This is a genomic window from Hymenobacter canadensis (assembly GCF_027359925.1).
GTDB lineage: Bacteria > Bacteroidota > Bacteroidia > Cytophagales > Hymenobacteraceae > Hymenobacter > Hymenobacter canadensis.
This window is the reverse complement of sequence record NZ_CP114768.1, coordinates 62,581-88,191: the sequence shown is the minus strand read 5'-3', so window position 1 is coordinate 88,191 and position 25,611 is coordinate 62,581. Positions and strand designations below refer to the sequence as shown.

Sequence of the window (25,611 nt, the reverse complement as noted above, 5' to 3'; positions counted from 1 at the left end):
ATGATTTCCAACCAGATGACCATGAAAAAGACCTTACTCCTTCTTTTCGCGTTGCTAGCCAGCGTCGCGGGGCGGGCGCAAACGGTTTCTTATAACGGCCCGGAGTCGCTACTGCCCAACGCAGAAGGGCAGTATTCCAGCGTCGCGCTGCCGCCGGGGGCAACCGTGAGCTGGTCGATTTCCGCCAACGGCCAGCTGCTGGGCCCCACCACCAATTCCATCGTGCGGTACGACGTCGGCACGACGCCCGTTACCCTCACCGCTGCCTTGTCCAACGGCACCAGCGTGGTGCGGACCATCCCCATCACCCCGCAGGGGCCGACTCTGTCGACCGGCACCTTTTCGATGGCGCCCGGCACCCGGCAGCACCTGATTAACCAGGTGCTGCGGGGCGAACGAATCAAAATCAAGCCCATCAATTACAGCGGCGCGGCGCCCGTCCTCAAGCTGCTGGATTTTCAGGGTCGGTTTCTGGCCCAGGGAGATTCCATCGACCTCAACACGCCCATCCGGGGCAGCTACTACGTGGTGGTCAATTCGGCGTCCAGCGGTCAGCTAAAAGTAGAAGGCATCATGCCGTTCGTCCCGGATTTCACCCCCCAGAGCGCCTCGACCCTCACGCAGCCCGCCTGCACGGTGGGCAGCATCAGCGCCACCCTCGACCTCTCCCTGAACCACACGGGCGGGGAGGCCATGACCACCCTGGGCAATAAAATCGTGGTGGCGTTTTACGATTTCACGCTGCGGAAAACCGTGGTAAAAGCCTATCAGAACGGGGTGCTGGCCTGGACCTGGCTGAGCAACCCCAACGAGTACATCCGCACCCTGACCGCGCACCCACTCTACGGCATTGCCGGCATCGGCAGCTCCGGCGGGGCATTGGCAAGCCAGGATGAGGTGTTCGTCGTCAAGCTCAACAGCAACGGCGTCTGGCAGCAGACGACTACTTTCGGCACGGCCGACGGCAAGGATTTTGGCTACGGCATCTCCTTCCTGAACGACGGCTCCGTGATGGCCACTGGCTTCAGCAGCGGCACCTTCACCCAGGCCAACGCGGGCGGGGTCGACGCCATAGCGGCGCATATATCAACTGCGGGCGTCGTATTGGAAAAGCTGCAGTTTGGCACCCCCGAAAACGACCGGGTTTTTGGCAGCCAGACCCTGAATAACGGGAACGTGATTCTGTTCGGCGACACCCGGGGGCAGGTCGGGGACACGGGCACTCCCCGGGGGGCTTACGACCTGTTCATCACGGAAATATCGCCGGCCGGCGTGAAAATCAAGAGCACGCAGTACGGCTCGCCCGAAAACGACCTGGCCTACGCCCTGGTGGTGGACCCCGGCAGCGGCGACATCTTTCTGAACGGCCTCACCTCCGGGGCGATAGTCCCGGGCTTTGGCAATCCGCAATTGCAGCAGGTGTACACAGCCCGCATTGACCACACAACGCATGGGGTGGTCTGGCTGAAACAATTGGGCCCAACCGAAGGCCAGGGCGCGGACGGCATCGCGCTGTCGGGCACCGGCGTGGGGGTAATATTCTACACGAACGGCAGCTTCAGCGGGGCCACCAACAACAGCCTGGGCTTTATCACCAGCGAGGACATGGCCCTGGCCCTGTACGATTTCAACGGCAACCTGCTGCGCCTGAATCAGTTTGACCAAACGGCGGAGCGAATCTGGGCCCGCGCCCTGGCGTTTGACGGCCCGGATATTTACGTCCTGCGGGACCACGCCTACGAGCCCGGCAAGCCCTTCGTCACCACCAGCGTCGATAAGTTGAGCAGCAGCCAGCCACTGAGCGCAACCACCGCGACCAGCCGGCCCGGAACCCTGCAAATTTACCCCAACCCGGCCCGTGCCGCCCTGACGGTGTTGGACGCGAAGGCCGGGGCCCCGGTGACCATTTGCGATGCCTTGGGCCGGGCAGTAGCCACCGCCCCGGCCGATGCCACCGGCACGACCCGACTGGCGCTGCCGACCGGTCTACCGGCCGGCGTGTACCTGGTGCGCAGCGGGTCGGCGACGCAACGCCTGGCCGTGGAATAAGAGCCAGCTCGCCGCACCGCGCCGGGGCAGGCCGCGGCCGACCTCGGTCGCCCGGACGACGTGCCTGCCGCTGGGGCGGGCAGGCACGTCGTCCGGAATGAATTGTACCGCCGCCGCACCGTGAGCAAGCGGCCCACCGCCGGGCTTCATCTTGTACTAATTGTTCCTATCCTTTTATTCGCATGGAAAAGCTACTATCCGGCCTATTGCTGGCCTTTTCGTTGGGCAGCTCCGGCCCGGCCAGTGCCCAGCTGACGGTGCGCGGCGGCTACGGCAGCGGCACTTACGCCCCCGCCGACACGGCCTACGTGCTGGCCAATCCCACCCCGGCCGGGCAGGTGTTCGACCGGTGGCTGGCCACGCCGGCGGCCGTGCTCAGCGACACTTTCGCGGTGGCCACGCGGGTGCGCCCCCCCGTGCCCACGGCTACCCTGACGCCCGTGTACCGGGCCGCCCCCGCCTGGACGCCCGTTTTTCAGCGGTTCAACGGCAGTAATCTGTATTACCACTTTCCCCGGCCGGCGGCGCAGCTGCGCGGCATCATCTCCTTCCACCACGGCGCGTCCGGCAACGCCACGGGGTGGTTCACGAGGCCGGAGAACCGCACGTTCCTTGACTATGCCGTGGCGGCCGGCTATGCGGTATTCGCCACTGAAAGCACCGACCGCCTGAGCAACCCCGCCGCGCCCAAGCAGTGGAGCAACGCGGGCACGGTGGCCGCCAACCCCGACGTGCAGAACATTCAGGGCATCCTGGCCTCGTTTCGGACCCAGGGCCTGATTACCGCCGCGACGCCGGTTCTCGGGGTGGGCTTCTCGCAGGGCAGCGGCTTCACGTCCATCATCGCCGGGCTGCTCGGTTTCCGGGCCAACGTGCTGGGGGCGACGCCGGGCCTGGTGCCGGCCATCACGGCCACCTTGTCGCCGACTTACTGGATGGCTTCGCGGCGCGACACGCTCGAAGACCCTCAGCGGCTGCAGCGCTGTGTAAGCAATTTTCAGCTGCTGCGGGGACGGGGCATCGCGGCCCGGCTGATGATTCACGAGCCCTTCCCCGTGACGCCCAACCGGTTCCGGCGCATTGCCGGGATTGACTCCACTATGTCGGCCGATATCTACACCCGCCTGAAAACCGCCGGCTTGCTGGATGCCCGCGACTTTCTCACGTTCAACCCGCGGACGGCCTCGCCCTGGCAGGCCCTGCTGCCGGTGGCGTACCAGCCGTTTTTCGACGACATTGACGACCAGCTGTTCATCTGTTTCACGGAGCACAAGTTTCACAGCGACCTGGTCCATGACATTGTCCGGTTCTTTAACCGGTTTGCGGCGCCCATCGTCACGGCCACCCAGGGCGCGGCCCCGGCGAACACCGCCGTGACGCTCTTCCCCAATCCGGCTGCGGCCAGCTTCACCTACGCGGCCGCCGCATCCGTAAGCCGCCTCACGGTTTATGACGACCTCGGCCGTTTGGTGCTCACTGCGGCCGGCAACGGCTCCTCGGGCCGGGTAGATATCCGGCCACTCCCCGCGGGCCTGTACCTGCTGCGACTGCAAACGGCCGCTGGATTCCTGCCGTCCTTTCGGTTTTTGAAGGAATAGGAGAGCATCAAAAAGGGTGGGGCATTCAATTTCCGAGTTCTGTGGTTAGGTGCTTTGCTGTTGCCCAGCACAACTGAAAAAGAGGATTAACCCACGCTTTTTGATGCACTCCAGTTCTTAGCAAATGCTTCCCATCCGAGGCCGGCAGGCGTGGCAAGTCCGGGCCGTGACCATTCCGCTGCTGGCCGTGCTCACGGCTCAGTTGGTCATCAGCTTGGCCGAGCCGGCGGTGAACCCCAAAGCCATTGAGTTGGAGCGCGGCATGTTCCGCGTGTCGCCCCGGCAGCTGGCGCTGATTACGACTATCATCCTGCTCATTACGGGGCTATACGTGAAATTCTGGTAGCCAGCCTTCTGACTCATCGCTTACCTACTGCCAGCACTGTGATGGCAAGCGGCAGCTTGGCGCGGCGAAATGACTACCCTTTCCTGTTTTTGCCAGCTGCCACCGCAGCACTTGTGATTTGCTAGCGGCTATTGACGGTTTTGGCGGGCGTCGCGCAATTGTTCCCGACGCTGCGCTTGTAGCTGCTCATAGCGTGTGAATTGCTCGGGGGTGAGAACGGCCCGGAACTGGCCGTTGTACTTCTCTTGGGCGGCTTTGAGCTGTTTGAACAGCCCCCGGCGGTTTCCGCCCCCGTTGGTTTGGGCCCGTAGCGCCTGAAGTTCCTGCTGTTGTGCCTGGACAATGCTCTCCACTTTCGGGGTTTGCTCGGCTGTCAGGTTAAGTTCCTGGGTGAGGGTTTGAATCTGACGTTCGGCGCGCTGCGCGGGTGCCGGCCGACTGGCCGAACTGGCTGGGGGCGCAGTGGCGGGAGTTTGGGCGCGGCAAGTGGCCGTCAGGGCTACAGCAGCTAACAGCAGAAGCATATTTTTCATCGGGGAAGAAAAGAAAGGAAATAGAGGAATAAACTATTGAACAGCTTAACACAAAACTTATTCTTTTAAAAATCGCTTGGTTTCGGTGCCCGCACGGGTCGTGATTTGGTAGTAATAAGTGCCCGCCTGCAGGTCGCCCAGCGCTACTTGCTTGGTATGTGTGCCGGGGGCCTGTTGCGCTTCGGTGGCGAGCGTACGCAGCAACTGGCCCCGGCTGTCCAGCAGGTTGATGGTCACGGCCCCTGCTTTTTCAACGCGGTAATCGAGCTGCGCGGTGGCGCCGGCCGGGTTAGGATACAAGGTAGTTGGCTTGCCCAGCTGTCCCGTAGTGCCTGGGGTACTGGGTGCCAGGAGCAGGAAGGCCACGGGCCGGAAAAGTCCGTTGACCGCCCCCCCCCGGTGCCCCCGCCGGCCCGCGAAACGGCTGAGCTGCTGCTGCTGCTCGGGTGTCGCGTGTTTCAGCACAATGGCTTCGATATCGGAGGCCCATTGCTCTTTCTGGGGCTGAAGCTGCACGAGCTGCTGGGCGATGGCGGTTTCGTATTTCTGCGCCAACTGGGCCACGCTCAGCAAAATGGTCCGAGCCTGCGTGCGCAACTGTTGGGCCTGTTGGCGTTGGACCGCCGTCAGGGCAGGAAGGGCACTGTCCGGAGCAGCAGTTGCTCCGATGCTTTGCTGCAGGGCCTGGCGCTGCTGGCGAATCGCCCGGAGTTGGGTCCGATAGCCGGCGAGCTGGGCTTGGTCTGCCGCGGAGAGTAAGGGTTCCAGTTGCTGGCGCTGGCGCCGCACCACGGGCAATACGTTCTGTTTTAGGTAAGCCTTGATTTCGGGACGCCCGGGGCCACCAGGGCCTTGGAAGGGGGCGGCTGTCGGGCGGCCCATCCCCGCAACGGTGGCGACCAGCAGCAAGAGCAGAGCGAAAATAGTGGGTTGAATACGGATGCGCTTCATGTTGGTAAAATTTGACAAAGTGAAGAAGGGGTTGACTTTGCCGTTTGATGATGCAAAGCGCGCCGGGTTTACTGGAGAGCATCAAAAAGGGTTGGGCTGTCGAGATTAAGCGGTTGTCAATAAGGTTTCCAAGGAACCAAAGCAGTCACTCCAGTCATGCCCTTACTGACGGAGACAGTAAGTGCCCCACCCTTTTTGATGCTCTCCAGGTACACCGCGCCGTTCACCCAGCGTCCGCGCTTAGCGGCGTAGAGCTGGCCGCTGGCATACTGGTTTTTGCTGCCTTTCAAGCCTTTGGCAATCACATCACCCACCTTCAACTTACTATCATCCGCCCCCGGCTGCACCCAGGTAATAGTGGCGGTATAGGTTTGGTCGGGGGCCTGCGTGAACGTGATTTTGCCGTTCCAGTCTTCGCTGAGCCACGTGCCCAGAATAGGGGCCGCCGGGGCAGGTTGCTGCGCAGCCGTGCGCAGCACCAGGCCAAGGAGCAAAACCAGCGCCAGCAGGAAAGTCTTTGCCGATTGCATGGGAGGAATATTTGACGTGAGCGGCCCGCCACCAGTGGCGTTCCGTGGCACAACAATACAGCCCCCAGTAGTACTGGGCCCGCAAAACCTATTCGAACTACCCAAATTCGGTCCTGAACCACCCGGAATTGGCCCTGAGATAACCAGGGGGCCGGTGGTTTTGGGTAGGCAAATGCCCCCGTAAAGATATCGGGGTTGGATACCTTGACCCGTACTCTGATGCTATCATCAGCGGGTAGGGACAACGGTCGTTAAGACTGTATTTTTATCTGTTGCCTGAATAAAGTATTGAATTTCAAGTCTATAACCAGATAAAATGGCGTAGGTGTGAGGCCGGGCCGGCGGTTTCCTTCCAGTTGTTTAAAATCCCCCTACTTGACCTGATCGGCCGGATCCTGCGCCGGCAGCCAGTCGCCGGCAACGCTGCCGGTCCGCTGGATCTGACGGGGCTGCCCACTGGCATGTATCTGATAGGACAGGCTATTGCTTGGTGAACCTGGCCGGAACCGGCCTGCGCAGAAGGCCGGCTGATCTACATAGCACGGCAGCAGGGGGGAGCCCTAAGCTGCGTTCTTGGCTCATCCGCTGGAGAAGCGGATTCGTCCGCTGCAGCGCCGCATCGGAATACAGTATGCATCCGGGCTGCTGGCCTGACTAGTACCTTGAGCCCTGATCCAACGGAAACGGCGAAGCATTCTGTTTACTTTCGCCAACTCACCCGATTGCCGCGTCTCCCATGTCATCCTTAGCCGAACTCACCCGCCAACTCGCGGAAGCCCGGACTGCCTGTCAGGCGGCAGAGCAGCGCGCCAACTTCCTGGCCGCACAGATCACTGTCCCGGACGCCGCCCCGTTGTTTATGACGATGCTCAGCCATTTGCCGGTGGGGTTGGTGGCAGTGGATGACCAGCAGCGGATTGTGTTCATCAATGAGCAGGTATGCCAGCTCTTTGGTCTGGACAAGCCTGCCACCGAACTACTGGGCTGTACCCTGGAAGAGGTACGCCCCCTGGGCAGGCAACTGTTGCAGGACGAAACCCAGCATGCTTCGACGCTGGCAGCGCGAGACTTGGCCCCGGGCGTACTGGTTACGGATGTGCTGGAGCTACGGGATGGCCGCCGGCTGCAACGGGACTGCCTGCCTGTCACCTTGCCGGGCCAGGACCGAGCGATGGGCAAGATTATCAGCTACCAGGATATTTCGGCCGTGTGGGCTGAGCGCGAGCGGGCAGCCGTGCTCCAGCACATGATGGAGGGTAATCCCAACCCAGTTCTACGGCTAAGCCAGACGGGAGCACTGCTCTACGCCAACGCCGCGGCCGCGCCCTTACAAGCCTGGTACGAAGAGAACCCGGAAGGAAAGCTGGCCCGACGACTACGCAAAGTTATTCAGACCGCCCTGCATGCCCGGCAACTTCTATTCCATCAGGTAACGCTGGCCCGGCGGGATTACCAGGTAAGCATTTTGCCTTTCCCAGGGGAAGAATTTGTGCACCTCTACCTGACGGATGTGACTGCCCTGCGCCAGGCAGAGCGCCAGCTCGATGAGCAACAGCACTTTTACGCGGGTATCTTAAACGCCCTGCCCGCACGCCTGGCCGTGTATGATGCCGACCAGCGCTACCTGTTTCTGAACCGGGCCGTAGAGCCCGAGGCAACGCTGCGCCAGCAGCTGCGGGGCCAGCCGGTTATTGCCGACAGCCGCTTTCGCCAGGAGTTCGACCTGGCCCGCCGGCAGGGCCAGGCCATGGCCTGGGAGGAAGCCGGTAGCGAGCGGCACTGGCTACGCCACCTGTTCCCGATTCTGGATGAGCGGGGCCAGCTGAGCCGGATGCTGGACTACCAGGTTGATATCACCGACCGGGTCCGGGCGGAAGCGCATGGCCAGCAGCAGGAGAACCTGATCAACGACCAACGGTCTTTCATTAATGAAGTCATGGACGCCAGCCCTACGCTGGTGCTGGTGACGGACGAGCAGCATCAGCCCTTGTATGCCAACCCGGCTTTCCAGCAGATAGCGGCCCAGGGGCGGCACGCTACCGCCGCCGCTAACTCCGTGGAAGCGGCCGAGCTGGCCCGCCACATCGCCGACCAGCAGCGCGCCCTGGACCTGAATCGGGAGCTGGAAGTGGAAATGACCTTCACGCTGACCAGCGGCGAAGCGCGGTGGTTTAGAGCAATCAAACGCCCGGTTGTCCGCGCCGACGGCAGCCGCATTGTCATCAGTGTCGCCACCGACATTACGGATACGCGCCAGACCACGGAGGCCCTGCGTCGCAGCGAGAAGCAGTACCGCGACCTGATGAACTACTCTCAGGCCCTCATCATCACCCACGACCTGCAGGGCTACGTGCAGTCCGTTAACCCAGCCACGGTCCAGTTTATGGGCGCACCCACTGAGCAGCTGGTCGGGCAGCATCTTTCCTCGGCCTTGCCGCCCGCGCAGTGGCCGGCCCTGGAAGACTACCTGGCGGGCATCACCCACCAACCCGAGCAGCGGGGCATCATGAATCTCCCCGACTCGGACGGGCAGCCCCGGTATCTGCTGTACTCGAATTTCCGGGTAGACGAGCCCGGGCAGTCCCCCTATGTTATCGGCTACAGCCAGGACATTACGCCCCGCATTTTAGTGGAGCAACAGCTACGGCAGGCCAAGGAAGCGGCTGAAGCCGCCGCCCAGGCGAAGGAAACGTTTCTGGCCCACATGAGCCACGAAATCCGGACCCCTCTCAATGGGATTCTGGGTATGGGCCGGATGCTGGCCGATACCTCCCTGACCGGCGTCCAGGCGCAATACGTGCAAACGCTGCAGCAGGCCAGCCATCATCTGTTGGCGCTGCTCAACAACGTGCTGGATGCCGCCCGCACCACTTCCGGCCAGCTGGAGCTGGAGGCCGGCACCTTTCATTTGCCGCAGACCCTGCGCACTACCGTCGATACGCTGACCTATCGCGCCCGGGAGAAAGGGCTGACTTTGCGGCTTACGCTTCCGAAGCTCGCCTGCCCCTGGGTACTGGGTGATGCTCTGCGGCTCAACCAGATCATTCTCAATCTGCTGGGCAATGCGCTCAAGTTCACGGAACGGGGCGGCGTGGAGCTCCGGCTGGAACTGACGCAGGAAACCAGCTCCCACCAGTCCTTCCGCTTCAGCGTGCACGACACGGGCATTGGCATTGAGCTGGCGCAGCAGGAGCGCATCTTTGAGGAGTTTGTGCAGGCCAGCCCGGCCATTGCCCGCGAGTATGGCGGCACGGGTCTGGGACTAGCCATCAGCCGCCGGCTCGTGGAGCAGATGCAGGGCCGCCTGTGGGTGGAAAGCGTGCCGGGGCAAGGCAGCACGTTTTGTTTCACGCTTACCCTGGCCAAAACGTCGGCCCCGGCCCCGGCTGCTGCCGGCCGTACCCGGCAGCAGGTGGCAGCCCAACTGGCCGGGCGCGGAATCCGGCGCGTACTGCTGGTCGAAGACAATTTGGTCAACCAGCAACTGGCTCTTCATCCCCTGCAACAGTGGCAGCTGCAGGTAAGCACGGCCCTGGACGGGGAAGCCGCCATGCGCCTGCTGACAGAACAGGACTTTGACGTGGTACTCATGGATATCCAGCTGCCGGGCATGGATGGGGAACAGGTGACCCGCTGGCTGCGGGAGCAGCCGGAAGCCCGCCAGGCCAACCTGCCCGTAGTAGCCATGACCGCGAATGTGCTCTACGCCGATCCGGCGAAGTGGCGCGAGTGTGGTTTTAGCGGGTATCTGCCCAAGCCCTTCGAGCCGAAGCAGCTCCTGGCCGCTTTACTTGGCGCATCATCAGGTGCTATGGCCCCGCCAGCGCTGCCCGCCACTACCGGCCGGGCATTACGGATGCTACGGGCCCAGGCGCAGGGCGATGAGGCATTCGTGCAGCGCATGATTGCCTTGTACCTCCAGGAGCTGCCGACACGGGGGCAGGAGCTGCGCCAGGCCGCCGCCCGCAACGATTGGGAGGCGGCCGGGCAGCTGGCGCACCAGATTCGGCCGGTCCTGCTGGTGCTGGGCATCCGGCGGGCCCAGAAAGCGCTGGCTACGCTGCAGGCCCCGCCCCTGGATCTGCGGCAGCTCACGGAGGCTACGCACCGGGTGCTGCTTACCCTGGAAGAGGCGCGGCAACTGCTGCTGCGCGAGCAAACCCACTAGCTAACGTTCAGCTTTTCCAGAAATGCGTCGCGGTAGGACTTGCCAATGGCCACGGTGTGGCCCCCAACTAAATGCACATCGTGGTTGTCGAGCGACTCGATCCAGCGAGTATGGATGATGAACGACCGGTTTACCCGCAGAAAACGTCCTTCCGGCAGCCGTTTATGAAAGTCCTTCATCGTCGTGTACACAATCTGCTTGCCCTTGGTGGTAACCAACACCACGTAATTGCTTAAAGCTTCCACGTACACGATATCATCAAGCAGCACCTGCACAAGGCGGTTGTTGACTTTGACGAACAGGCCCGACGGCGGCAGTTTCGCCGCGGCCGGCCCGCCCATGGGCTCCCTAGCCGGGAGAGCAGATACTTTGACGGGCTTTTGCAGCCGTTTTACTGCCTGCATAAAGCGCGGAAACTTGAACGGCTTCATCAGGTAGTCCACCACCCGTAGGTCAAAGGCATCGACGGCAAACTCGGCGTGCGCCGTGATGAGGATAACCGAGGGGGGCTCGTCGAGCAGGCGTAGTAAATCCAGCCCGCTCAGATGGGGCATTTCCACATCCAGAAACATGATGTCGGGCTCGTTGCCCGCCCGGAAATACTCCAGGGCGCGCAGCCCGTCGGGGAAGGACGCCACCAGGTTCAGCGTGGGCGTCAGGGATACGAAATGCTCCAGCGTAGCCCGGGCCGATGCGTCGTCATCCACCACGATGCAGGTGAGCGGGGAAGTGGCAGCAGAGGCGGTGGAAGACATAGGCAATAAGGGAGTAGGGAGGAGAGCCAGCCGCCGATGGCGCCCAGGGGGCTGTTTGGCCCGTGCCGGACCGTGCCGGACCGGCTGCGGCAAAAGTACTATTCGCCCCGCGAAATCCCCACTTCGGGAAGCAAAGCCGCCGGTTCAACCAATACTCGGATTTGCTGCGTGTGGGGGCTGATAGCTTTGTCAATTCCCACGGCCAGGCGTTGATCAGCACTGCGCCGAAGCTACTTCTTTTCTCTTTTTGAACCACCTATGTCCGCAATTCGTACGCTACATCTTGCCTTGCTACTAACAAGCCCCGGCCTTGCCGCTGCCCAGGCCCCGGCCGTCAACATTCAGCAAACCAGTGAAGTGGTAACTGGCCGGATAAGCGACCAGAATAATACGCCAGTGGCCAATGTGCTGGTGGCGGTGGAAAACACCTTTTACAGCGCCCTCTCAGACGCGGAAGGCCGCTTCAGCCTGCGCATCCGGCTGGATGGCCCTGAGCCGGCGCGCCTGGTTCTCACCCGGGCTGGTTTTACGTCGCAGGTGTTTGAGCTACCCCGCCAGGGAGCGGGGCAGGAACTGCAGCTGGTGCTGGCCGCCGCCGGTGCGGCCGACCGCGGGGAGGTAACCACGGCGGCTTCCCGCAAGCCGGAAAACGTGCTGCGCGTGCCGGTTACGCTCGACCACGTGGGGGAGCAGCGTCTGGCTGATTCACCTACGCCGGAAGTGTACGGCACGCTCACGCACCTGAAATCGGTGGACGGCAATGCCGCCAGTATGCTGCTCACCAACCTGAGCACCCGCGGGTTCAACGCGCTGCAAACCACCCGCACGCTGCAGCTCGTCGATTACGTGGACGTGCAGTCGCCGAGCCTGAGCGCCAACCTGGGCAACCTGCAGGGCCTGCCGGAAATTGACATAGCTGGAGTGGATGTACTGCACGGGCCAGCCTCCGCGCTCTACGGGGTCAATGCCTTGAGCGGGGTGGTGCTGATTAATTCCAAGGACGCCTTTCAGTATCCGGGCCTGGCGGTGGAAATCCGGGGGGGCTCCCGCTCGATGCTGCAGGGGCAGCTGCGGTATGCCCAGCGCCTCGGCGATAAGCTCGCCCTGAAAGTAACCGGTAGTGCCTTCCAGGCCAACGATTGGCTGGCCGCTTCTGATGAGGCCCAGAGCCTGCTGGTAGACCCGACCAACAACTCCCGCCAGGATGTGCGGGGCTACAATGCGGTAAACCGCTACGGCGACATCGGCAACACGTTCCGGAGTGGAGCGCTGGCAGGGCAGACCATCTACATGCCGGGCTGGACGGAGAAGGAGATAGTAGCCCGGGACGACCGGGCGCGCAACTTCCGCCTCAACCCGTCCCTGGCGTATCTGCTGACGCCGCGGGTGAAAGCCTTGTATGAGTACCGCTTTACCCGCTCCGACGCGGCGTTTCAGAGTGCCAGCCGGTTTCGGGTAAAGCAAGCCGATACGCACCTGCACCACCTGGAGCTGAACGGCGGCAGCTGGTTTCTGCGCGCCTACAGCAGCCAGGATCAGGGTGGCGACACCTACGACATGAGCCTGCTGGGGGCTTACATGCAAACCAGCGTAGATCCGCGCACCGGCCCGGCACAGCTCAGCTACGCTCAGCAGTATTTCGGCATTTACGAGCAGGTATATACCCAGTTTCTGACTGCCAGTCCCGGCAATGTGACCGGTGCGCACCAGGCCGCCAAGTCGGCCACCGCATCCTTGCAGCTTACCCCTGGCGCGGAAGAGTTTAATGCCGTGCGAAGCCGGGTAGCGGGCACTAGTTTGCCGGGCCAGGGAGCCCGCATTGATGCCGCTTCCAGCATTCGGAACGTGAGTGGTCAGTACACGGTGCCGGTACGCTTTGCCGACGTTCTGGTAGGCGCCGAGTACCGGCAGTTCCGGCTGGGCAGCGAGGGGGGCAACCTGTTCGCTCAGTCCTCACCGGAGGAGAAAATTCGCAATTACCAGTACAGCGGCTACGGGCAGGCTACCCGCACCTTACTGGACCGGCACCTGCGGCTGGCCTTGGCGGCACGGGTCGACGCCTTCCGCAATTTCAACACGGTGGTTTCTCCCCGCGCTTCGGCCGTTGTGTCGGCCGGCGAGCAGCGGCAGCACAATTTCCGGGGCAGCCTGGGCCAGGCCTACAGCGCCCCCACGCAGCTTTATCAGTACTCGCGGCTGGATGTCGGGCAAGCCATCCTGCTGGGCAACGTAGGCCGGGGCTTTGACGGCTATTCACTGGATGTGCTGACGCCGGGCGTGGACCCGGCCACCACCCTGGTGCGCCTCGATGCCTTGGATTTGGAGCGGGTGCAGACGGCGGAGGTAGGCTACCATGGTCTGCTGGGCCAGCGCCTAACGCTGGACGTAAGCTACTACTACAACCACTACCGGAACCTGGTGGGCATCCGGAACCTGATCAGCAAAACCGATGGCAGCCGGCCGTCGCCCGCAGAACTGGCTACCCTCAACCAGCCCGGCAGCCCGGTGCGTGTCGTGCAGACGGCCTACAGCATAAGCGGAACCACGGGTTCGGGTGGGGCGGTGGCCGATCTGACGCTGGCCATTGCCAAACCCCTGGCAGTGAATGCCAACTACACCTATAGCTTCCTGGATGAAACTCCGGCCGGCGAGCTAAGCTACTTCAATACGCCCAAGCACAAGTACAACCTGGGGCTGCGGGGCGAAACGGGCCGGCTGCGCTACAGCATGGACTACCGCTGGGTGCAGGGCTTCCGCTACGAAACGCCGTTTGCCCTGGGCAACGTCCCTACCTACTCCTCGTTGGACGCGAGCGTAGCCTACACGCTGGGCAAAAGTGGCCTGACACTAAGAGGTGGGGGTACCAACCTGGCGGATGTGCACCAGGTTCAGATCTATGGTGGTCCTGATCTGGGACGACAGGTGTATATGGGCCTGCGGCTGGAGGTGCGTTAATTGCTCATTCATTGCCTGTTGACTCATTTATTCCCACAGCCTCTCCCTAACCGGGAGAGGCTGTTTGTTTCCCGGGGTGGGAAACTCGCGTAGCGTAGCGGTGCATTCGCTTCGTAGAAACGACGATTGAGCGAGCAGCTAAAAACCGGATAATTCCCAGTAGTAGTTTTGTTCTATTCTGATACGCCACCCCACACACCGCTATGCTTCTCCGCTCTACGACTCTGCTGCTTGCCACCCTGCTGCTGACTTCGCCCGCGCACGCACAACGTATTGCCTTGCTCGTACCCAAAATGGAATCGAACGGCCTTCCTAACACGCAACAGGAATTCCTGCTGCTGGGAACCGTACTCACCGAAGCTGACGAACCGTTAAGCGGAGCGACGCTAATGATAGCCGGGACGCGGCAGGTTGTCGCGACCGACGCAGACGGCGCCTTTGTGCTGCCCGTAAATCTGACCGCCGGTCCTGTGCAGTTGGTATGTGCGTACGCCGGGCGGGAAGAGCAAATTGTCACCATCAGCACTAAAAATCAAAACAATCTGCGGATTCTATTGGCCAGCAAGCCAGCGCCTGTGCTGCCGGCAACGGGAGTCGTGCGCGAATTATAAGGCAGGCTCCGGGGTGATGAGGTACTGCCCTCCCGGGAGCGAATGACTACAAGACATTAGTCGACCACCATTTCCTCGTTTCTCGTTTCCTCACTCACCTGCTTGTATGCTGCACCTCTGCCTTTGCCTGCTCTTGTTTGTCAGTTCCTGGTTTGCTTCTGAGCCTACCGAAACGGAAAAGGAGGACATCCGCCGCTCCACCCTGCAGATTACGACGTTTCTGACCTCTGCCTTACGCCTGCAGGGAGCCCAGAGCACCCAGCTGCGTAGCCTTACCCACCAGCACCTGAGCGCCCAGACTACAGGCACCGCAATCCGGCCGTATCACACCGCGCTGCAGGAAGTGCTACAGCCGGAGCAGTACCAGCGCCTGTTGCAGCTGGAGGCCCAGCCGAATCCGTCCGCCGTAATCGTCCAGCTTACCCGGCTGCCCTAACGGCTTTCCGGCAAGGCCTTTAGAAAGCCTGTCAGCCCCCACAGCCAGAACGGCTTGAAGCAACTGGTACAGCTGCTTGCTCTCTGACCTGCTTCTTTCCTCTTAGTAGCAGGTCATTGCGTTGGTTATCAAGTGTATCACATCAAGCTAAAAGACGAGCATCCAGCAAATCCGGCCATTCGCATAGCGTAGAGTGTATCTGATCAAGCCATTACAGCAGCTGTTTTCCGCAACTCGACAGTAAATCCAGTCAGAAAGCTATGCCTGTCCCTGATGCCTTCTGTTGCGCTCCTGACCCAGAGACCTGCTCCGGCATGCACGTTTTGCATTGGTCCGGGACCAAGCCACTGGAAGCGCAGTGGTTGGAGTTGCTGCAGCACAGCAGATGCTGCTCCCATGCCCGCCCGTTTAAGTTGCTGGTCGACGTAGGGCAACTTCCTCCTCTGCCGGTGGAAGTACAGGAATGGCTACACACGCATTGCCTGCCGGTGTTGCAGGCCATGGCCCCGGCGCAGCTGGCCATACTGCTGCCACAAGACGTGTACAGCAGCTTCATGGTGGAGCACCTGGTACTGAACCCAGCGTTAGTAGGCAGGGCTGATCTGGATATTCAGTTTTTCACGGCCTCGGACTACGACATGGCGCTGGAGTGGCTGACATTTGGTTTGCTTATCGCGCGCGCTCCGGTCTTTTCTTCGATGGCCTCAACGGGTGCCTGGGTGCGTTCACCCTTCTATTGGGTGGCTTAAGGCTGATAGTGGTGGTGCTTACGGGACGTACGGACGTACTTTCAACATCTGTACGCTCCGTCTCTGATGCCTGGTTTGCCTGCTTTTCGTCGCTCAATTCCCTGCCTGAGGCTGGTGCTGCTACTCGTGCTGTTGCAGGGCTTGCTGGCAGGACTTGTCTATGCCGTAGCGCTGGTAACAACGGAAACAGAGCCGGCGGCGCCCCAGGCGCCTACGACGGTCATGTCAACCCGCCAGCCGGAATCACGAGGATAAGTCGCACTCGCCGCACCCTTGCTTCTGGGTGGAAGACGGATGATCTGATGCCAGTGTGCAGTCATTGCTGACTGACCGCGCGTTCGTGAACAGGCAGTTTATATACTCGTTATTGTTTGCGGGTCAGCACCCGGAACCACTTGCCTGGTCCCATTCCTCGCATAGCCGATCAACTATCTGCTGCTGCTCAATAAGATAGTGCAAAGCTCCCTGACAGTCGGAAAAGTAGTGAATGGCAAAGCTAGGCGCAATGTTGCTGTCATGCAGGGGAGTGAGGGCAACTAGCTCATTATGCAGGTCGGAGGGCAATACCAGAAGTAAATCTTCGACGGGAGTGCCACCCATGGCAGGAAACCAGTGCTGGAGGATCCAGTCCAATTCCTGGGGCCCGATCTGAGGCAGGCCCTGCATATCTATCAGCCAGTTCCTTACCGTATGCTTGCAGCTGAATTGCATAAGCAGGTGCAAGGCCTCCGGAAACCGCGTGAGCGGTTGTCCGGCCTGCCACCCGGCCCGAAGGAGGGTAACCTCCGGAGCGTACTGCACTTTGATCACGGGAAACTCGGGCAGGACAATCATAACGACAAATGGAGGAAGCGTAAAGCTGGCATGGCGTAGTGGTGGTAAGCAAAAACCAGTAGCCTCAGTCCGGTGCCAGTGATACTCATTGCTAGGGGTTGGTGGCTTACTGCACCCATCAGATAGTTTGGCCGGAAGCAATACCGCGCAAGGCCGCAGGCTGGCTGGAGGAAATCATGGTGCTTATCCCGTAATAGCTTGGGGATTTTGGAAGCAAACCATCACAACAGGAAGTTTTGTGTTTAGCTAAGTATTTGAATTTCAGTTGTTAGGAACCCTTAAAGGATGCGCTTTACATATCGCAAAAGTCTTTGAAGGACATTTTTTTTACAAACATCAGCATGTCATGCACTTGCGCCCAATCAAGGTCTTGGCTATTACCTCCAGGGTAAATCATCCTCGAAAGCTGCCAGTTGCGGCGGGGCCTTCTACTTTAAGATTCCTTCAGCAACGCAGCACGCGCTTGGATGTTTCACGGGTCGATAATTTGCAGATAATACAGTATAATTAAAATTATTCAAATAACCCTGTTTGTCCCTTGGGCTACTACTGGTCACCAAAACAGTTGGAAGTAACGAGGCTTTCTGACAGCCTGGGTAAGCCAAGCGGGATGCCGGGCAGCCGGAGTAACTGATTCACGGGAGCTGTGGGTTCATTCAGGGCTAACCTGGGCGTCTTCAGCCGAATTGCCGTGACTTGTGCGGTGGGGTTGCGTTGCTTTGGTGCATGAAACCCTTCTGGATCAAAGCAACGCAACCCACCACTACTTCCTGCTTTGGCCTGCCGGCCCTCACTCTGGTTGGCTTGCCGCATTCCCTGGCCTTCCGCATGAAACGCCTGTTGCTGCGCCTGGCTAACACCCGCGACCAATTGCTGACGTGGGTGTTTACTGCCGCTTTTTTCGCGGTTTTCCTTCTGTACCTGTTCGTGGGGATACTCCTGACGACCTAGCCGGCCGGAAGGCCACTCATTCAGGGCCCGACCCGGCGTCTTCAGCTCCTATTCGGGCGGGTTCACCCGGCAAGTTATTGTCAGCCTGCGCCAGTTGCCCGTGCTTTGCCCTGCCGTAGCGGAGCCCTTCCGTTGTTTTTCTTCTTCCATGCTCCGACACGTTTCTCTTCAACTGACCTGCTTACTGTTGCCGCTTGCCGCCGCCCAGGCCCAGCAGGCCCCACCCGCCAAAGCGCCCTCCTCGGCCGCCAAAGGCCAGGCTACGCTCAGCGGTACGCTCAAAGACGCTGCCAACGGCGAAGCCCTGGTGGGCGCTACCGTCTCCATTCCGGCCCTGGGCCTGGGTACCGGGGCCAACGAGTACGGCTTCTACTCGCTGAGTGTGCCGGCCGGTACCTACGCGGTGCAGTTCAGCTTTATCGGCTACGAAACCCAGACCGTCACGCTCACGCTCACCCAGAGCCAGACCCGCGCCGTGCGGCTGGCGGCGCAGGGCGTGCAGGTGGGCGAGGTAATAGTGCGCGGGCAGCGGCCCGACCAAAACGTGAAAAGCACCGAAATGAGCGTCAACCGCCTCGATATGAAGCAAATCAAGCTCATGCCGGCGCTGCTGGGCGAGGTGGACGTGGTGCGCGCCATTCAGCTGCTGCCCGGCATCAGCACGGTGGGCGAGGGGGCTTCGGGCTTCAACGTGCGCGGCGGCGGGGTCGACCAGAACCTGATTCTGCTGGACGAGGCCCCGGTGTACAACGCCTCCCACTTGTTCGGGCTGTTTTCCACCTTCAGCCCCGATGCCGTGAAAGACCTGAAGCTGCTCAAAGGCGGCATTCCGGCGCAGTACGGCGGCCGGCTTTCGTCGGTGCTCGACGTGCGCCTGAAGGAGGGCAACACCGAGCGGCTGGGCGTGAGTGGGGGCATCGGCCTGATTTCTTCCCGCCTGGCCGTGGAAGGCCCGCTGGTGAAAGACAAAGCGTCGTTTATCGTGGCGGGCCGGCGCTCCTATGGCGACCTGTTTCTGAAGGCCATTCCCGACCAGAAAGACAACCAGGCGTATTTCTACGACCTGTCGGCCAAAGTCAACTACACCCTGGGCGAGAAGGACCGGCTGTATCTGTCGGGCTATTTCGGGCAGGATGTGTTTGCGTTCGGACAGGATTTTAAGAACGATCTGGGCAACTCCACCGGCACGCTGCGCTGGAACCACGTGTTTTCGCCCAAGCTGTTTGCCAACGTGACGGCGCTGGTGAGCCGCTACGGCTACGGCCTGGGCATCCCCGAAGGCCGCAACGCCTTCAACTGGAAATCCGACATCCAGACCTACCAGCTCAAAGCCGACTTCAACTATTACTACTCGCCCGGCAGCACGTTCAACGCGGGGGCCAGCGCCACGTATTTCCGCTTCGCGCCTGGCCAGGTAACGCCCACCAGCGAAACCTCCGCCCTGCAGCCGCTCAAGCTCGACGAGCAGCAAGCCGCCGAGTACGCGGTTTACGCCGACCACGAAATCACGCTCTCGCCCCGCCTCTCGGGCCAGTACGGGCTGCGCCTGTCGGTGTTCGACTACCTGGGCAGTGGTACCACCTACGACTACGAGGGCATCACCGGGCAGAAGCTGACTCCCGTCAATGCGCGGGAGTTCGGGTCGGGCCAGCTCATCAAGCGCTACGTCAACCCGGAGCCCCGCGCCTCGCTGCGCTACGTGCTTAACGAGCAAAGCTCGCTGAAAGCCAGCTACAACCGCATGGTGCAGAACCTGCACCTGATTTCCAATACTACGGCCTCCTCGCCGCTGGACGTATGGCAGCCGAGCACCACCAACATCAAGCCGGAACACGCCGACCAAGTGGCCGTGGGCTACTTCCGCAACTTCCGCGAGGATGCCTACGAGGCCAGCGTGGAGGTGTTCGGCAAGACCATGGACAACCAGATTGACTACATCAACGGGGCCAACACCCTGCTCAACCGGAATCTGGAGTCAGAGCTGCTGTATGGCCAGGGCCGGGCGTATGGGGCCGAGTTCTACGTGAAGAAAAACAACGGGCCGCTGACGGGTTGGGTGAGCTACACGCTGAGCCGCTCGGAGCGCAAAATCGACGGTATCAACCAGGGCGACTGGTACGTGAGCAAGTTCGATAAGACGCACTATCTCTCGGTGGTGGGCATCTACGAGCTGTCCAGGCGCTGGAGCGTATCGGGCACCTTCAACTACAGCACCGGCATTTCCACCACCTTCCCCGACTCGCGCTACGTGTACCAGGGGCTGGTGGTACCCAACGTCACCGGCGACGTGCGCAACAACTACCGCGTGCCCGCCTACCACCGCCTCGACCTCTCGGCCACGCTGCAGGGCAAGCGCAACGCTGAGCGCCGCTGGCAGGGCAGCTGGGTGTTTTCGGTCTACAACGCCTACGGCCGCCGGAATCCCTACAGCATTTACTTCCGCCAGAACGAGGACCAACCCACCCAAACCGAAGCCGTGCGCCTGAGCATTTTCGGCTCCGTGCTGCCCTCGGCAGCGTACAATTTCACTTTCTAGCTTCTATGCATCTGCTGCCGATTTTTGCCCGCTACCGGGTGCTGCCCTTCCTGGCCCTGGTCGGCCTGCTGACCACGGCCTGCGAGGACGTGATTGACGTGGACCTGCCCACCGGCGACCCGCTGCTGGCCGTGGAGGGAGGTATCACCGACCAGCCTGGTCCTTATACGGTTACGCTGACCCGCACGGCCGCCTACTTCAACGCCGCTACCCCACCCCCCGTGACGGGCGCGCGCCTGGTGCTGCGCGACGAAGCAAGCGGCGCCATCGACACGCTGCGCGAAACCACGCCCGGCCGCTACCAGACCACGGGCCGTATCCGGGGCCGGGTGGGGGGGCGCTACACGCTGCGCATCGGGGCTGAGGGCGAGGAATATGCCGCCGAAACCAGCATTCCGCGCACGGCGGAAATTGACAGCCTGCGGGTGCAGTTTCAGGAAGAAAGCCTGGGTCGCGACGCGGGCGACTACGTGCTCTATTACGGCCCGGAGCTGCCCGGGGAAGGCGACTACTACCGCCTGAAGGTATTCATCAATGGCGCGCTGCTCAACGAGCCCAACGACCTGCGCCTGTCCTCCGACCGCCTCACCGACGGCCGTTACATCAACGGCCGGCGCCTGACTACGGAGCTCTACGACCCCGGCACCTGGGTGCGCTTCGAGCTGAACGCCCTGCCCCGCGACTACCACACCTTCCTCGACGAGTTGGGCACGCAGGTAACCAACGGCGGCCTGTTCGCCAACCCACCCGCCAACGTGCGCACCAACGTGCGCAACGCCCGGGGCAACGAAGGGCCGCCCGCCGTCGGCTATTTCGCCGGCTACACGGTTCGCCAGGATTCGGTGCGCCTGCCGTAAAAGTCAGCCTTTACCACCAGTAGTGTAAAACGCACCGAGTGTACTGCTTTCACTCAAGGCTGTAATGCATGCTATGCGGGGCGAGGAACACCTACCGCTGACCTCTGTCACTACGCGCGCCGCCTATGCCTCGTCGTACTACATTGGCCTTGGTTAAAAGTTTGGTACAAAGATTAAACACGGAGCTTACACGAATATGCTGTACGCCTCGAGGTGCTCAGGGCCAGCCCGTTTTCGATAGTAGCCGCTTCAAGGGAATACAAGGTTTAGAGGAGCCGAAAAGGCAGCTGCCAATTAGGACTTCCCTTGGGCGGATGGGTAGCAAGCGGACCATGAAGAAAGAAGGACGGATACTGCTTGCGCTTTAAAGCTGGTCGTTATTCCCAGAATTCTCAGATTTATCACGTCCCCGTAAACATTCGCCCGTTTCAGTCCACGCAGTTACTGTAGTCGGGCCACTAGCCCGACGGCCAGAAACAAGGGGCCGTGATAGTGGCCCGACTACAGGTGCTCAGCCCTGTTATCCGTGTTCTAACTTTCGTGCTGCCACCTGCGCTTGAAAAGCTGTTTGATTTAATGAACCATACCATACCTGCTTCGGCTGCCATTGCCTTAGTGAGCTGCCTGCGGGGGGGCTACGTAGCTCTCAAATGGCATAATGTAGCGGCCACGGATGAGCAGCTGCAGGCCGTATATGAGCAGGCGCTCCTGTTTATGCAGTCGCACCGTACTCCGCGCCTGCTGAGCGACCACCGGGTACGCCCGCCTTTGTCGCTCGACCTGCAGCAGTGGCTGCGGGATGAATGGATACCCCGTGCCATCCGGGAAGCGGGCTACAGCCACTGCGCCATCGTGGAGAGCACTAGTCCCCTGGGCCGGCTGGCGGCCCGCGCCATCGGCATGGCAGTAACTCCGACACTTACCGCACGGCATTTTGAGACGGTGGAGCCGGCGCAGGCTTGGCTGCTCCAGTTTGCCACGGCCGCTAGCGACATCCGATGAGGTGGCACCTGCGCATTTCGGGTGTGGCGATAATGCGTGGGACTGTCTTGCTGGCGGGGTAGTCAGTCGGTCACGGCCTTCAGCCACGGGGGGGGCATGGCGTTTGTGGTGCTGCTAGTGGCCGTGGTGCTCTATGCAGCGTTGGGGCAGCACCGGGATTAAATGGGCGACGGAATGAGCGGCAGAGAATGCCTTTTGTCGATTGTGGACAGTGTCGCTACCCGCAATTCCGGGGTATCCGGGAGCCTGCATGCTGCTTACTAGTGCCGCCGCACTCTGTGCGCGGAAGTGGCCACCATCCGTAGAGAGTAATAGCTGAACGGTCCGCGGCGGGCGCCGTTTTAATAAGATTTAATCCGCCTCCCGCGTCAGGGATGCGTTCTTTGTAGCTTTCATCCTGCGCCGGACGTGCCGGCGTTTTATCCCGCTCCGTGATGCAGGTACTCCTGGTAGAAGACGAGCAGGCCCTGGCGCAGTTCATCCGCAAGGGGTTTCTCAACGAAGGCTACGACCTGAGTGTGGCCTACGACGGACTGGTAGGCCAGTCGCTGCTGCGCCAGCACCGATACGACCTGATTATTCTCGACGTGAACCTGCCCCACGTCAACGGCTTCGAGCTGTGCCGGGAGGCGCGCACCCTGCTGCCGGGCGTGCCGGTACTGCTGCTCACGGCCCTCGATTCGCTCGACGACAAGGTGATGGGCTTCGAGGCCGGCGCCGACGACTACCTGGCCAAGCCGTTTGCGTTCAAGGAGCTGCTGCTGCGCGCCCGGGCCCTGACGCGCCGCAGCACGGCCGACGGCAGCCTGGAGCGGCAGGTGCTGCGCCTGGGGGATCTGGAGATGAACCTGACGGCCAAGGTCGTGACCCGGGCCGGGCAGCGCATCACGCTCACCACCCGCGAGTACGCCCTGCTGGAGTTTCTGATGCTGAACCGCGGCAAAGTGGTGACCCGGGTGGACATCAACGAGAAGGTCTGGGACCTGAATTTTGACACCAACACCAATGTCATCGACGTGTACGTGAGCCACCTGCGCAAGAAAATCGACAAGCAGCACGAGCAGAAGCTCATCCACACCGTGGTAGGTATGGGCTACGAAATGCGGGAGGGCTGATGCTGATCCGGGCCCGACTGACGCTGCGCTTTACGCTGCTGGTGCTGGTGATTCAGCTGCTGTTCGCCGGCTTTGTGTACTGGCTGTTCAGTTCCGCCCGCGAGCAGCGCTTCGCGGGCCAGCTGGAGGCCGAAGCTGGCTTGTCGGCGCGGCTGCTGGTGCGCCAGGCCCACCTGAACCCCACCATCCTGCGCACCTTCCGCCCCCGCAATGTGCCCAGCATGGCCGGCGAGCAGCTGAGCGTGTTCGACCCGGACGGTCGGCTTCTGTATACCAGTGCCGACGCGCAGAGCCTGGTGCTGCACCGGGCCAACCTGCCCAGCATCCGGCCGGCGCGGCCGGCGTTCTTTCAGGACGAGGAAGGGGAGACGGTGGGTATTTCCTTTCTGGATGAAGGGCGGTACTACACCGTGTTTGCCGGCGGCGTGGATGAGGACGGCTTTCAGCTGCTGGAACGCCTCCAGCTTATTCTGTTGGTGGCCAACATCGGGGCGCTGGCGCTGAGCGTGCTGGCCGGCCGCTATTTTGCCGGGCAGGCCCTGGCCCCGATGGGAGCCGTGGTGAGCCAGGTGCGGCGCATTTCGGCCGAGAGCCTGAGTTTGCGCCTGAGCGAGGGCAACGGCACCGATGAAATTGCCGAGCTGGCCGCCACCTTCAACCAGATGCTGGACCGGCTGCAAAGCGCCTTTGCCACCCAGAGCAGCTTCGTGGCCCACGCCTCCCACGAGCTGCGCACGCCCCTGACCACGCTGCTGGGCACGCTGGAAACGGCCACCGACTACGACCGCACCTTACCCGACGCCCAGGAGAGTATGGCCGTGGCGGTGCAGGAAATCCGCAAGCTCATCGGGCTGGCCAACGGCCTGCTGGCGCTGGCGCGAGCCGACGAGTCCACGTTCACCGGCGAAACCGTGCAGCTGGATGAGTGCCTGCTGCAGGCCATGGCCTACTGTCGCGCCCATTACCCCACCCAGCCGGTGCACTTTGCGCTGGGCGACATTCCCGAGGCTACCGACAGCGGCTACGCCGTGCGCGGCAACGAGCAGCTGCTGACTACGGCCCTGCTCAACGTGCTGGACAACGCCCTGAAGTTTTCCGGGCAGCCCGTGCGCGTAACGCTGGAATATGCTACGGCAAACCAGCTGCAGTTGACGGTGGAAGACCACGGCCCCGGCCTCACGGAAGAGGAGCAGCAGCGCGCCTTCGAGCCCCTGTACCGGGGGCCGAGCGGGCAGCACCGGCCGGGCCACGGCATCGGGCTGGCCGTCACGCACAAGGTGGTGGCTTTGCACGGGGGGCAGATTCACCTGCGGCCGGCTTCTACGCACGTGGGCACGGTGGCCGTGCTGGTGCTGCCGGCAGTGGCGTAAGCCGGTTTTAATGATTTTTAATTCGGTGTTCATCCCGTTGTAATACCCGGGCCAGACCTTTGTGGCCGGTTCGTGAGGGTTCCTGTTGGAGTCCGCCGGCGAGCTGCTTGCTAACCGAGTTACTGTGATGCGCACCTCTTTTTCTCTGCTTACCCTGGCGGCCCTGGCCAGCGCCGTCCTGGCTGGCTGCAACCGCGCCGAAGGCGAAAGCGCGAAGGCTACCCCGGCCAAAGCCCCCACCGTGCCCGTGGCCCGGCTGGCCCCGCGCGACACGCTGCTCACCCAGGACTACACGGCCAACATTCAGGCCCTGCGCAACGTGGAAATCCGCAGCCTCGTGGGAGGGCAGCTGTCGGCCATTCTCGTGGACGAAGGCCAGACCGTCCGCAAGGGACAGCCGCTGTTCCGCCTCAACGACGCCCAGCTGCGCACCCAGCTGGCCAGCGCCCGCGCCGCCCTCGATAACGCCCAGGCCCAGGCCCGGGTGACGGAGCTGGACCTTAAGCGCATAGAGCTGCTGACGGCCAAGAAAATCATTTCCACCACCGAGCTGGAATCCGGCAAGGCCAAGCTGCGGGCTTCCCGGGCCGAAGTGGCTCAGGCTCGCGCCGCCGCCGATGCCGCGGCCCTCACGCTGTCGTACACCACCATCCGCGCCCCCTTCGACGGGGTGGTAGACCGCATCCCGCAGCGCGAAGGCAGTGCCGTGGAGGATGGCACGCTGCTGACCACCATCTCGGATACGCGTGGGGTGTACGCCTACTTCACGGTGTCGGAAAACGAATACCTGCGCCACGAGCAGGACCGCCAGGCCAACCGCCCCGCCCAGCTGGTGCTGGCCAACGGCACCGAGTACGTCGAGGCCGGCCGCGTGGAAACCGTGCAAAGCGAATTCGAAGCCAACACCGGCTCCATCACCTTTCGGGCCCGCTTTCCCAACCCCCAGCGACTGTTGCGCCACGGCGCCACCGGTAAAGTCCGCTTGACCAACACCCTGACGCAGGTGCTGCTGGTACCCCAAACCGCCGTGTTTGAGGTGCAAGACAACAACTACGTGTATGTGGTGGAGGCAGGCGGCACTATCCGTCAGCAGGCTTTCGTGCCCCAGGCCCGCCTGGGTAACTCCTACGTGGTAGACCAGGGCCTGAAAGCCGGCGACCGAATCGTGTGCGAAGGCACCCAGGACCTGAAAAACGGCGACAAAGTAACGGCCCGTGCCCTGACGCCGCCCGCCCCGGTCGCGGGCCTGTAGCCGCCGCCCACCC

At 61.9% G+C, this 25,611-nt stretch carries 20 protein-coding genes; 15 read left to right on the top strand and 5 right to left on the bottom strand.

The window, feature by feature from the left end:
- Nucleotides 1–21 precede the first annotated feature (21 nt).
- The 3 genes from O3303_RS19715 (at nt 22) to O3303_RS19705 (ending at nt 3,993) form a co-directional block, all read left to right on the top strand.
- The gene (locus O3303_RS19715) at nt 22–2,049 is read left to right on the top strand and encodes a T9SS type A sorting domain-containing protein (RefSeq protein WP_269562151.1); all 2,028 of its coding nucleotides are present in this window, start codon (nt 22–24) and stop codon (nt 2,047–2,049) included.
- 182 nt (nt 2,050–2,231) lie between these two features.
- Complete coding sequence (locus O3303_RS19710; RefSeq protein WP_269562150.1) at nt 2,232–3,647, top strand: T9SS type A sorting domain-containing protein; 1,416 nt, start codon at nt 2,232–2,234, stop codon at nt 3,645–3,647.
- Between the two features lie 124 nt (nt 3,648–3,771).
- Nucleotides 3,772–3,993, top strand: a complete 222-nt coding sequence (locus O3303_RS19705) for a hypothetical protein (RefSeq protein WP_269562149.1) — start codon at nt 3,772–3,774, stop codon at nt 3,991–3,993.
- 128 nt (nt 3,994–4,121) lie between these two features.
- Here the strand turns inward: O3303_RS19705 and O3303_RS19700 are convergent, their stop codons facing one another.
- From O3303_RS19700 to O3303_RS19690, 3 genes are all read right to left on the bottom strand, one after another.
- Nucleotides 4,122–4,526, bottom strand: coding sequence for a DUF4890 domain-containing protein (locus tag O3303_RS19700; protein ID WP_269562148.1), 405 nt, complete (start codon nt 4,524–4,526; stop codon nt 4,122–4,124).
- Nucleotides 4,527–4,583: 57 nt separating this feature from the next.
- Entirely contained in the window at nt 4,584–5,477 is an 894-nt protein-coding gene (locus tag O3303_RS19695) for a T9SS type A sorting domain-containing protein (protein WP_269562147.1), read from the bottom strand.
- A gap of 116 nt (nt 5,478–5,593) precedes the next feature.
- Complete coding sequence (locus O3303_RS19690; RefSeq protein ID WP_269562146.1) at nt 5,594–6,007, bottom strand: DUF2147 domain-containing protein; 414 nt, start codon at nt 6,005–6,007, stop codon at nt 5,594–5,596.
- A 736-nt stretch (nt 6,008–6,743) separates the two neighbouring features.
- Between O3303_RS19690 and O3303_RS19685 the strand changes: the two genes are divergently transcribed.
- Nucleotides 6,744–10,175 (top strand): PAS domain S-box protein, encoded by a 3,432-nt coding sequence (locus tag O3303_RS19685; RefSeq protein ID WP_269562145.1) that lies wholly within the window; start codon nt 6,744–6,746, stop codon nt 10,173–10,175.
- Here O3303_RS19685 and O3303_RS19680 read toward each other — a convergent pair.
- Nucleotides 10,172–10,930 (bottom strand): LytR/AlgR family response regulator transcription factor, encoded by a 759-nt coding sequence (locus tag O3303_RS19680; protein WP_269562144.1) that lies wholly within the window; start codon nt 10,928–10,930, stop codon nt 10,172–10,174. The genes O3303_RS19685 and O3303_RS19680 overlap by 4 nt on opposite strands.
- A gap of 258 nt (nt 10,931–11,188) precedes the next feature.
- Between O3303_RS19680 and O3303_RS19675 the strand changes: the two genes are divergently transcribed.
- The 4 genes from O3303_RS19675 (at nt 11,189) to O3303_RS19660 (ending at nt 15,681) form a co-directional block, all read left to right on the top strand.
- On the top strand, nt 11,189–13,885 hold the full coding sequence (locus O3303_RS19675) for a TonB-dependent receptor (protein ID WP_269562143.1): 2,697 nt from the start codon (nt 11,189–11,191) through the stop codon (nt 13,883–13,885).
- Between the two features lie 203 nt (nt 13,886–14,088).
- The gene (locus O3303_RS19670) at nt 14,089–14,496 is read left to right on the top strand and encodes a carboxypeptidase-like regulatory domain-containing protein (protein WP_269562142.1); all 408 of its coding nucleotides are present in this window, start codon (nt 14,089–14,091) and stop codon (nt 14,494–14,496) included.
- Between the two features lie 106 nt (nt 14,497–14,602).
- A complete protein-coding gene (locus O3303_RS19665) occupies nt 14,603–14,932 on the top strand; it encodes a hypothetical protein (RefSeq protein ID WP_269562141.1) in 330 nt (109 codons plus the stop codon).
- Nucleotides 14,933–15,345: 413 nt separating this feature from the next.
- The gene (locus tag O3303_RS19660) at nt 15,346–15,681 is read left to right on the top strand and encodes a hypothetical protein (RefSeq protein WP_269562140.1); all 336 of its coding nucleotides are present in this window, start codon (nt 15,346–15,348) and stop codon (nt 15,679–15,681) included.
- A 378-nt stretch (nt 15,682–16,059) separates the two neighbouring features.
- On the opposite strand, the gene O3303_RS19655 is transcribed toward O3303_RS19660, so the two are convergent.
- A complete protein-coding gene (locus O3303_RS19655; protein WP_269562139.1) occupies nt 16,060–16,515 on the bottom strand; it encodes a hypothetical protein in 456 nt (151 codons plus the stop codon).
- A gap of 726 nt (nt 16,516–17,241) precedes the next feature.
- Between O3303_RS19655 and O3303_RS19650 the strand changes: the two genes are divergently transcribed.
- From O3303_RS19650 to O3303_RS19620, 7 genes are all read left to right on the top strand, one after another.
- Entirely contained in the window at nt 17,242–17,466 is a 225-nt protein-coding gene (locus tag O3303_RS19650; protein ID WP_269562138.1) for a hypothetical protein, read from the top strand.
- Between the two features lie 148 nt (nt 17,467–17,614).
- A complete protein-coding gene (locus tag O3303_RS19645; protein WP_269562137.1) occupies nt 17,615–20,002 on the top strand; it encodes a TonB-dependent receptor in 2,388 nt (795 codons plus the stop codon).
- Between the two features lie 5 nt (nt 20,003–20,007).
- Entirely contained in the window at nt 20,008–20,859 is an 852-nt protein-coding gene (locus O3303_RS19640) for a DUF4249 domain-containing protein (protein ID WP_269562136.1), read from the top strand.
- Nucleotides 20,860–21,435: 576 nt separating this feature from the next.
- A complete protein-coding gene (locus tag O3303_RS19635) occupies nt 21,436–21,861 on the top strand; it encodes a hypothetical protein (protein WP_269562135.1) in 426 nt (141 codons plus the stop codon).
- A gap of 434 nt (nt 21,862–22,295) precedes the next feature.
- Nucleotides 22,296–22,976 carry a response regulator gene (locus tag O3303_RS19630; RefSeq protein ID WP_269562258.1) on the top strand — a complete coding sequence of 227 codons (681 nt, stop codon included), beginning with the start codon at nt 22,296–22,298 and terminating at the stop codon, nt 22,974–22,976.
- Nucleotides 22,976–24,346, top strand: a complete 1,371-nt coding sequence (locus tag O3303_RS19625; RefSeq protein WP_269562134.1) for a HAMP domain-containing sensor histidine kinase — start codon at nt 22,976–22,978, stop codon at nt 24,344–24,346. Before O3303_RS19630 ends, O3303_RS19625 begins: the two co-directional genes overlap by 1 nt.
- A gap of 127 nt (nt 24,347–24,473) precedes the next feature.
- On the top strand, nt 24,474–25,598 hold the full coding sequence (locus tag O3303_RS19620) for an efflux RND transporter periplasmic adaptor subunit (RefSeq protein WP_269562133.1): 1,125 nt from the start codon (nt 24,474–24,476) through the stop codon (nt 25,596–25,598).
- Nucleotides 25,599–25,611 lie beyond the last annotated feature (13 nt).

Excerpts from the sequence above, each read along its gene's own strand:
- O3303_RS19665 (WP_269562141.1), top strand. The coding sequence starts at position 14,603 with ATGCTGCACCTCTGCCTTTGCCTGCTCTTGTTTGTCAGTTCCTGGTTT.
- O3303_RS19655 (WP_269562139.1), bottom strand. The coding sequence starts at position 16,515 with ATGATTGTCCTGCCCGAGTTTCCCGTGATCAAAGTGCAGTACGCTCCG.
- O3303_RS19625 (WP_269562134.1), top strand. The coding sequence starts at position 22,976 with ATGCTGATCCGGGCCCGACTGACGCTGCGCTTTACGCTGCTGGTGCTG.
- O3303_RS19700 (WP_269562148.1), bottom strand. The coding sequence starts at position 4,526 with ATGAAAAATATGCTTCTGCTGTTAGCTGCTGTAGCCCTGACGGCCACT.
- O3303_RS19690 (WP_269562146.1), bottom strand. The coding sequence starts at position 6,007 with ATGCAATCGGCAAAGACTTTCCTGCTGGCGCTGGTTTTGCTCCTTGGC.
- O3303_RS19630 (WP_269562258.1), top strand. The coding sequence starts at position 22,296 with ATGCAGGTACTCCTGGTAGAAGACGAGCAGGCCCTGGCGCAGTTCATC.
- O3303_RS19685 (WP_269562145.1), top strand. The coding sequence starts at position 6,744 with ATGTCATCCTTAGCCGAACTCACCCGCCAACTCGCGGAAGCCCGGACT.
- O3303_RS19645 (WP_269562137.1), top strand. The coding sequence starts at position 17,615 with ATGCTCCGACACGTTTCTCTTCAACTGACCTGCTTACTGTTGCCGCTT.
- O3303_RS19695 (WP_269562147.1), bottom strand. The coding sequence starts at position 5,477 with ATGAAGCGCATCCGTATTCAACCCACTATTTTCGCTCTGCTCTTGCTG.
- O3303_RS19675 (WP_269562143.1), top strand. The coding sequence starts at position 11,189 with ATGTCCGCAATTCGTACGCTACATCTTGCCTTGCTACTAACAAGCCCC.
- O3303_RS19705 (WP_269562149.1), top strand. The coding sequence starts at position 3,772 with ATGCTTCCCATCCGAGGCCGGCAGGCGTGGCAAGTCCGGGCCGTGACC.
- O3303_RS19620 (WP_269562133.1), top strand. The coding sequence starts at position 24,474 with ATGCGCACCTCTTTTTCTCTGCTTACCCTGGCGGCCCTGGCCAGCGCC.
- O3303_RS19635 (WP_269562135.1), top strand. The coding sequence starts at position 21,436 with ATGAACCATACCATACCTGCTTCGGCTGCCATTGCCTTAGTGAGCTGC.
- O3303_RS19650 (WP_269562138.1), top strand. The coding sequence starts at position 17,242 with ATGAAACCCTTCTGGATCAAAGCAACGCAACCCACCACTACTTCCTGC.
- O3303_RS19710 (WP_269562150.1), top strand. The coding sequence starts at position 2,232 with ATGGAAAAGCTACTATCCGGCCTATTGCTGGCCTTTTCGTTGGGCAGC.
- O3303_RS19715 (WP_269562151.1), top strand. The coding sequence starts at position 22 with ATGAAAAAGACCTTACTCCTTCTTTTCGCGTTGCTAGCCAGCGTCGCG.
- O3303_RS19640 (WP_269562136.1), top strand. The coding sequence starts at position 20,008 with ATGCATCTGCTGCCGATTTTTGCCCGCTACCGGGTGCTGCCCTTCCTG.
- O3303_RS19680 (WP_269562144.1), bottom strand. The coding sequence starts at position 10,930 with ATGTCTTCCACCGCCTCTGCTGCCACTTCCCCGCTCACCTGCATCGTG.
- O3303_RS19670 (WP_269562142.1), top strand. The coding sequence starts at position 14,089 with ATGCTTCTCCGCTCTACGACTCTGCTGCTTGCCACCCTGCTGCTGACT.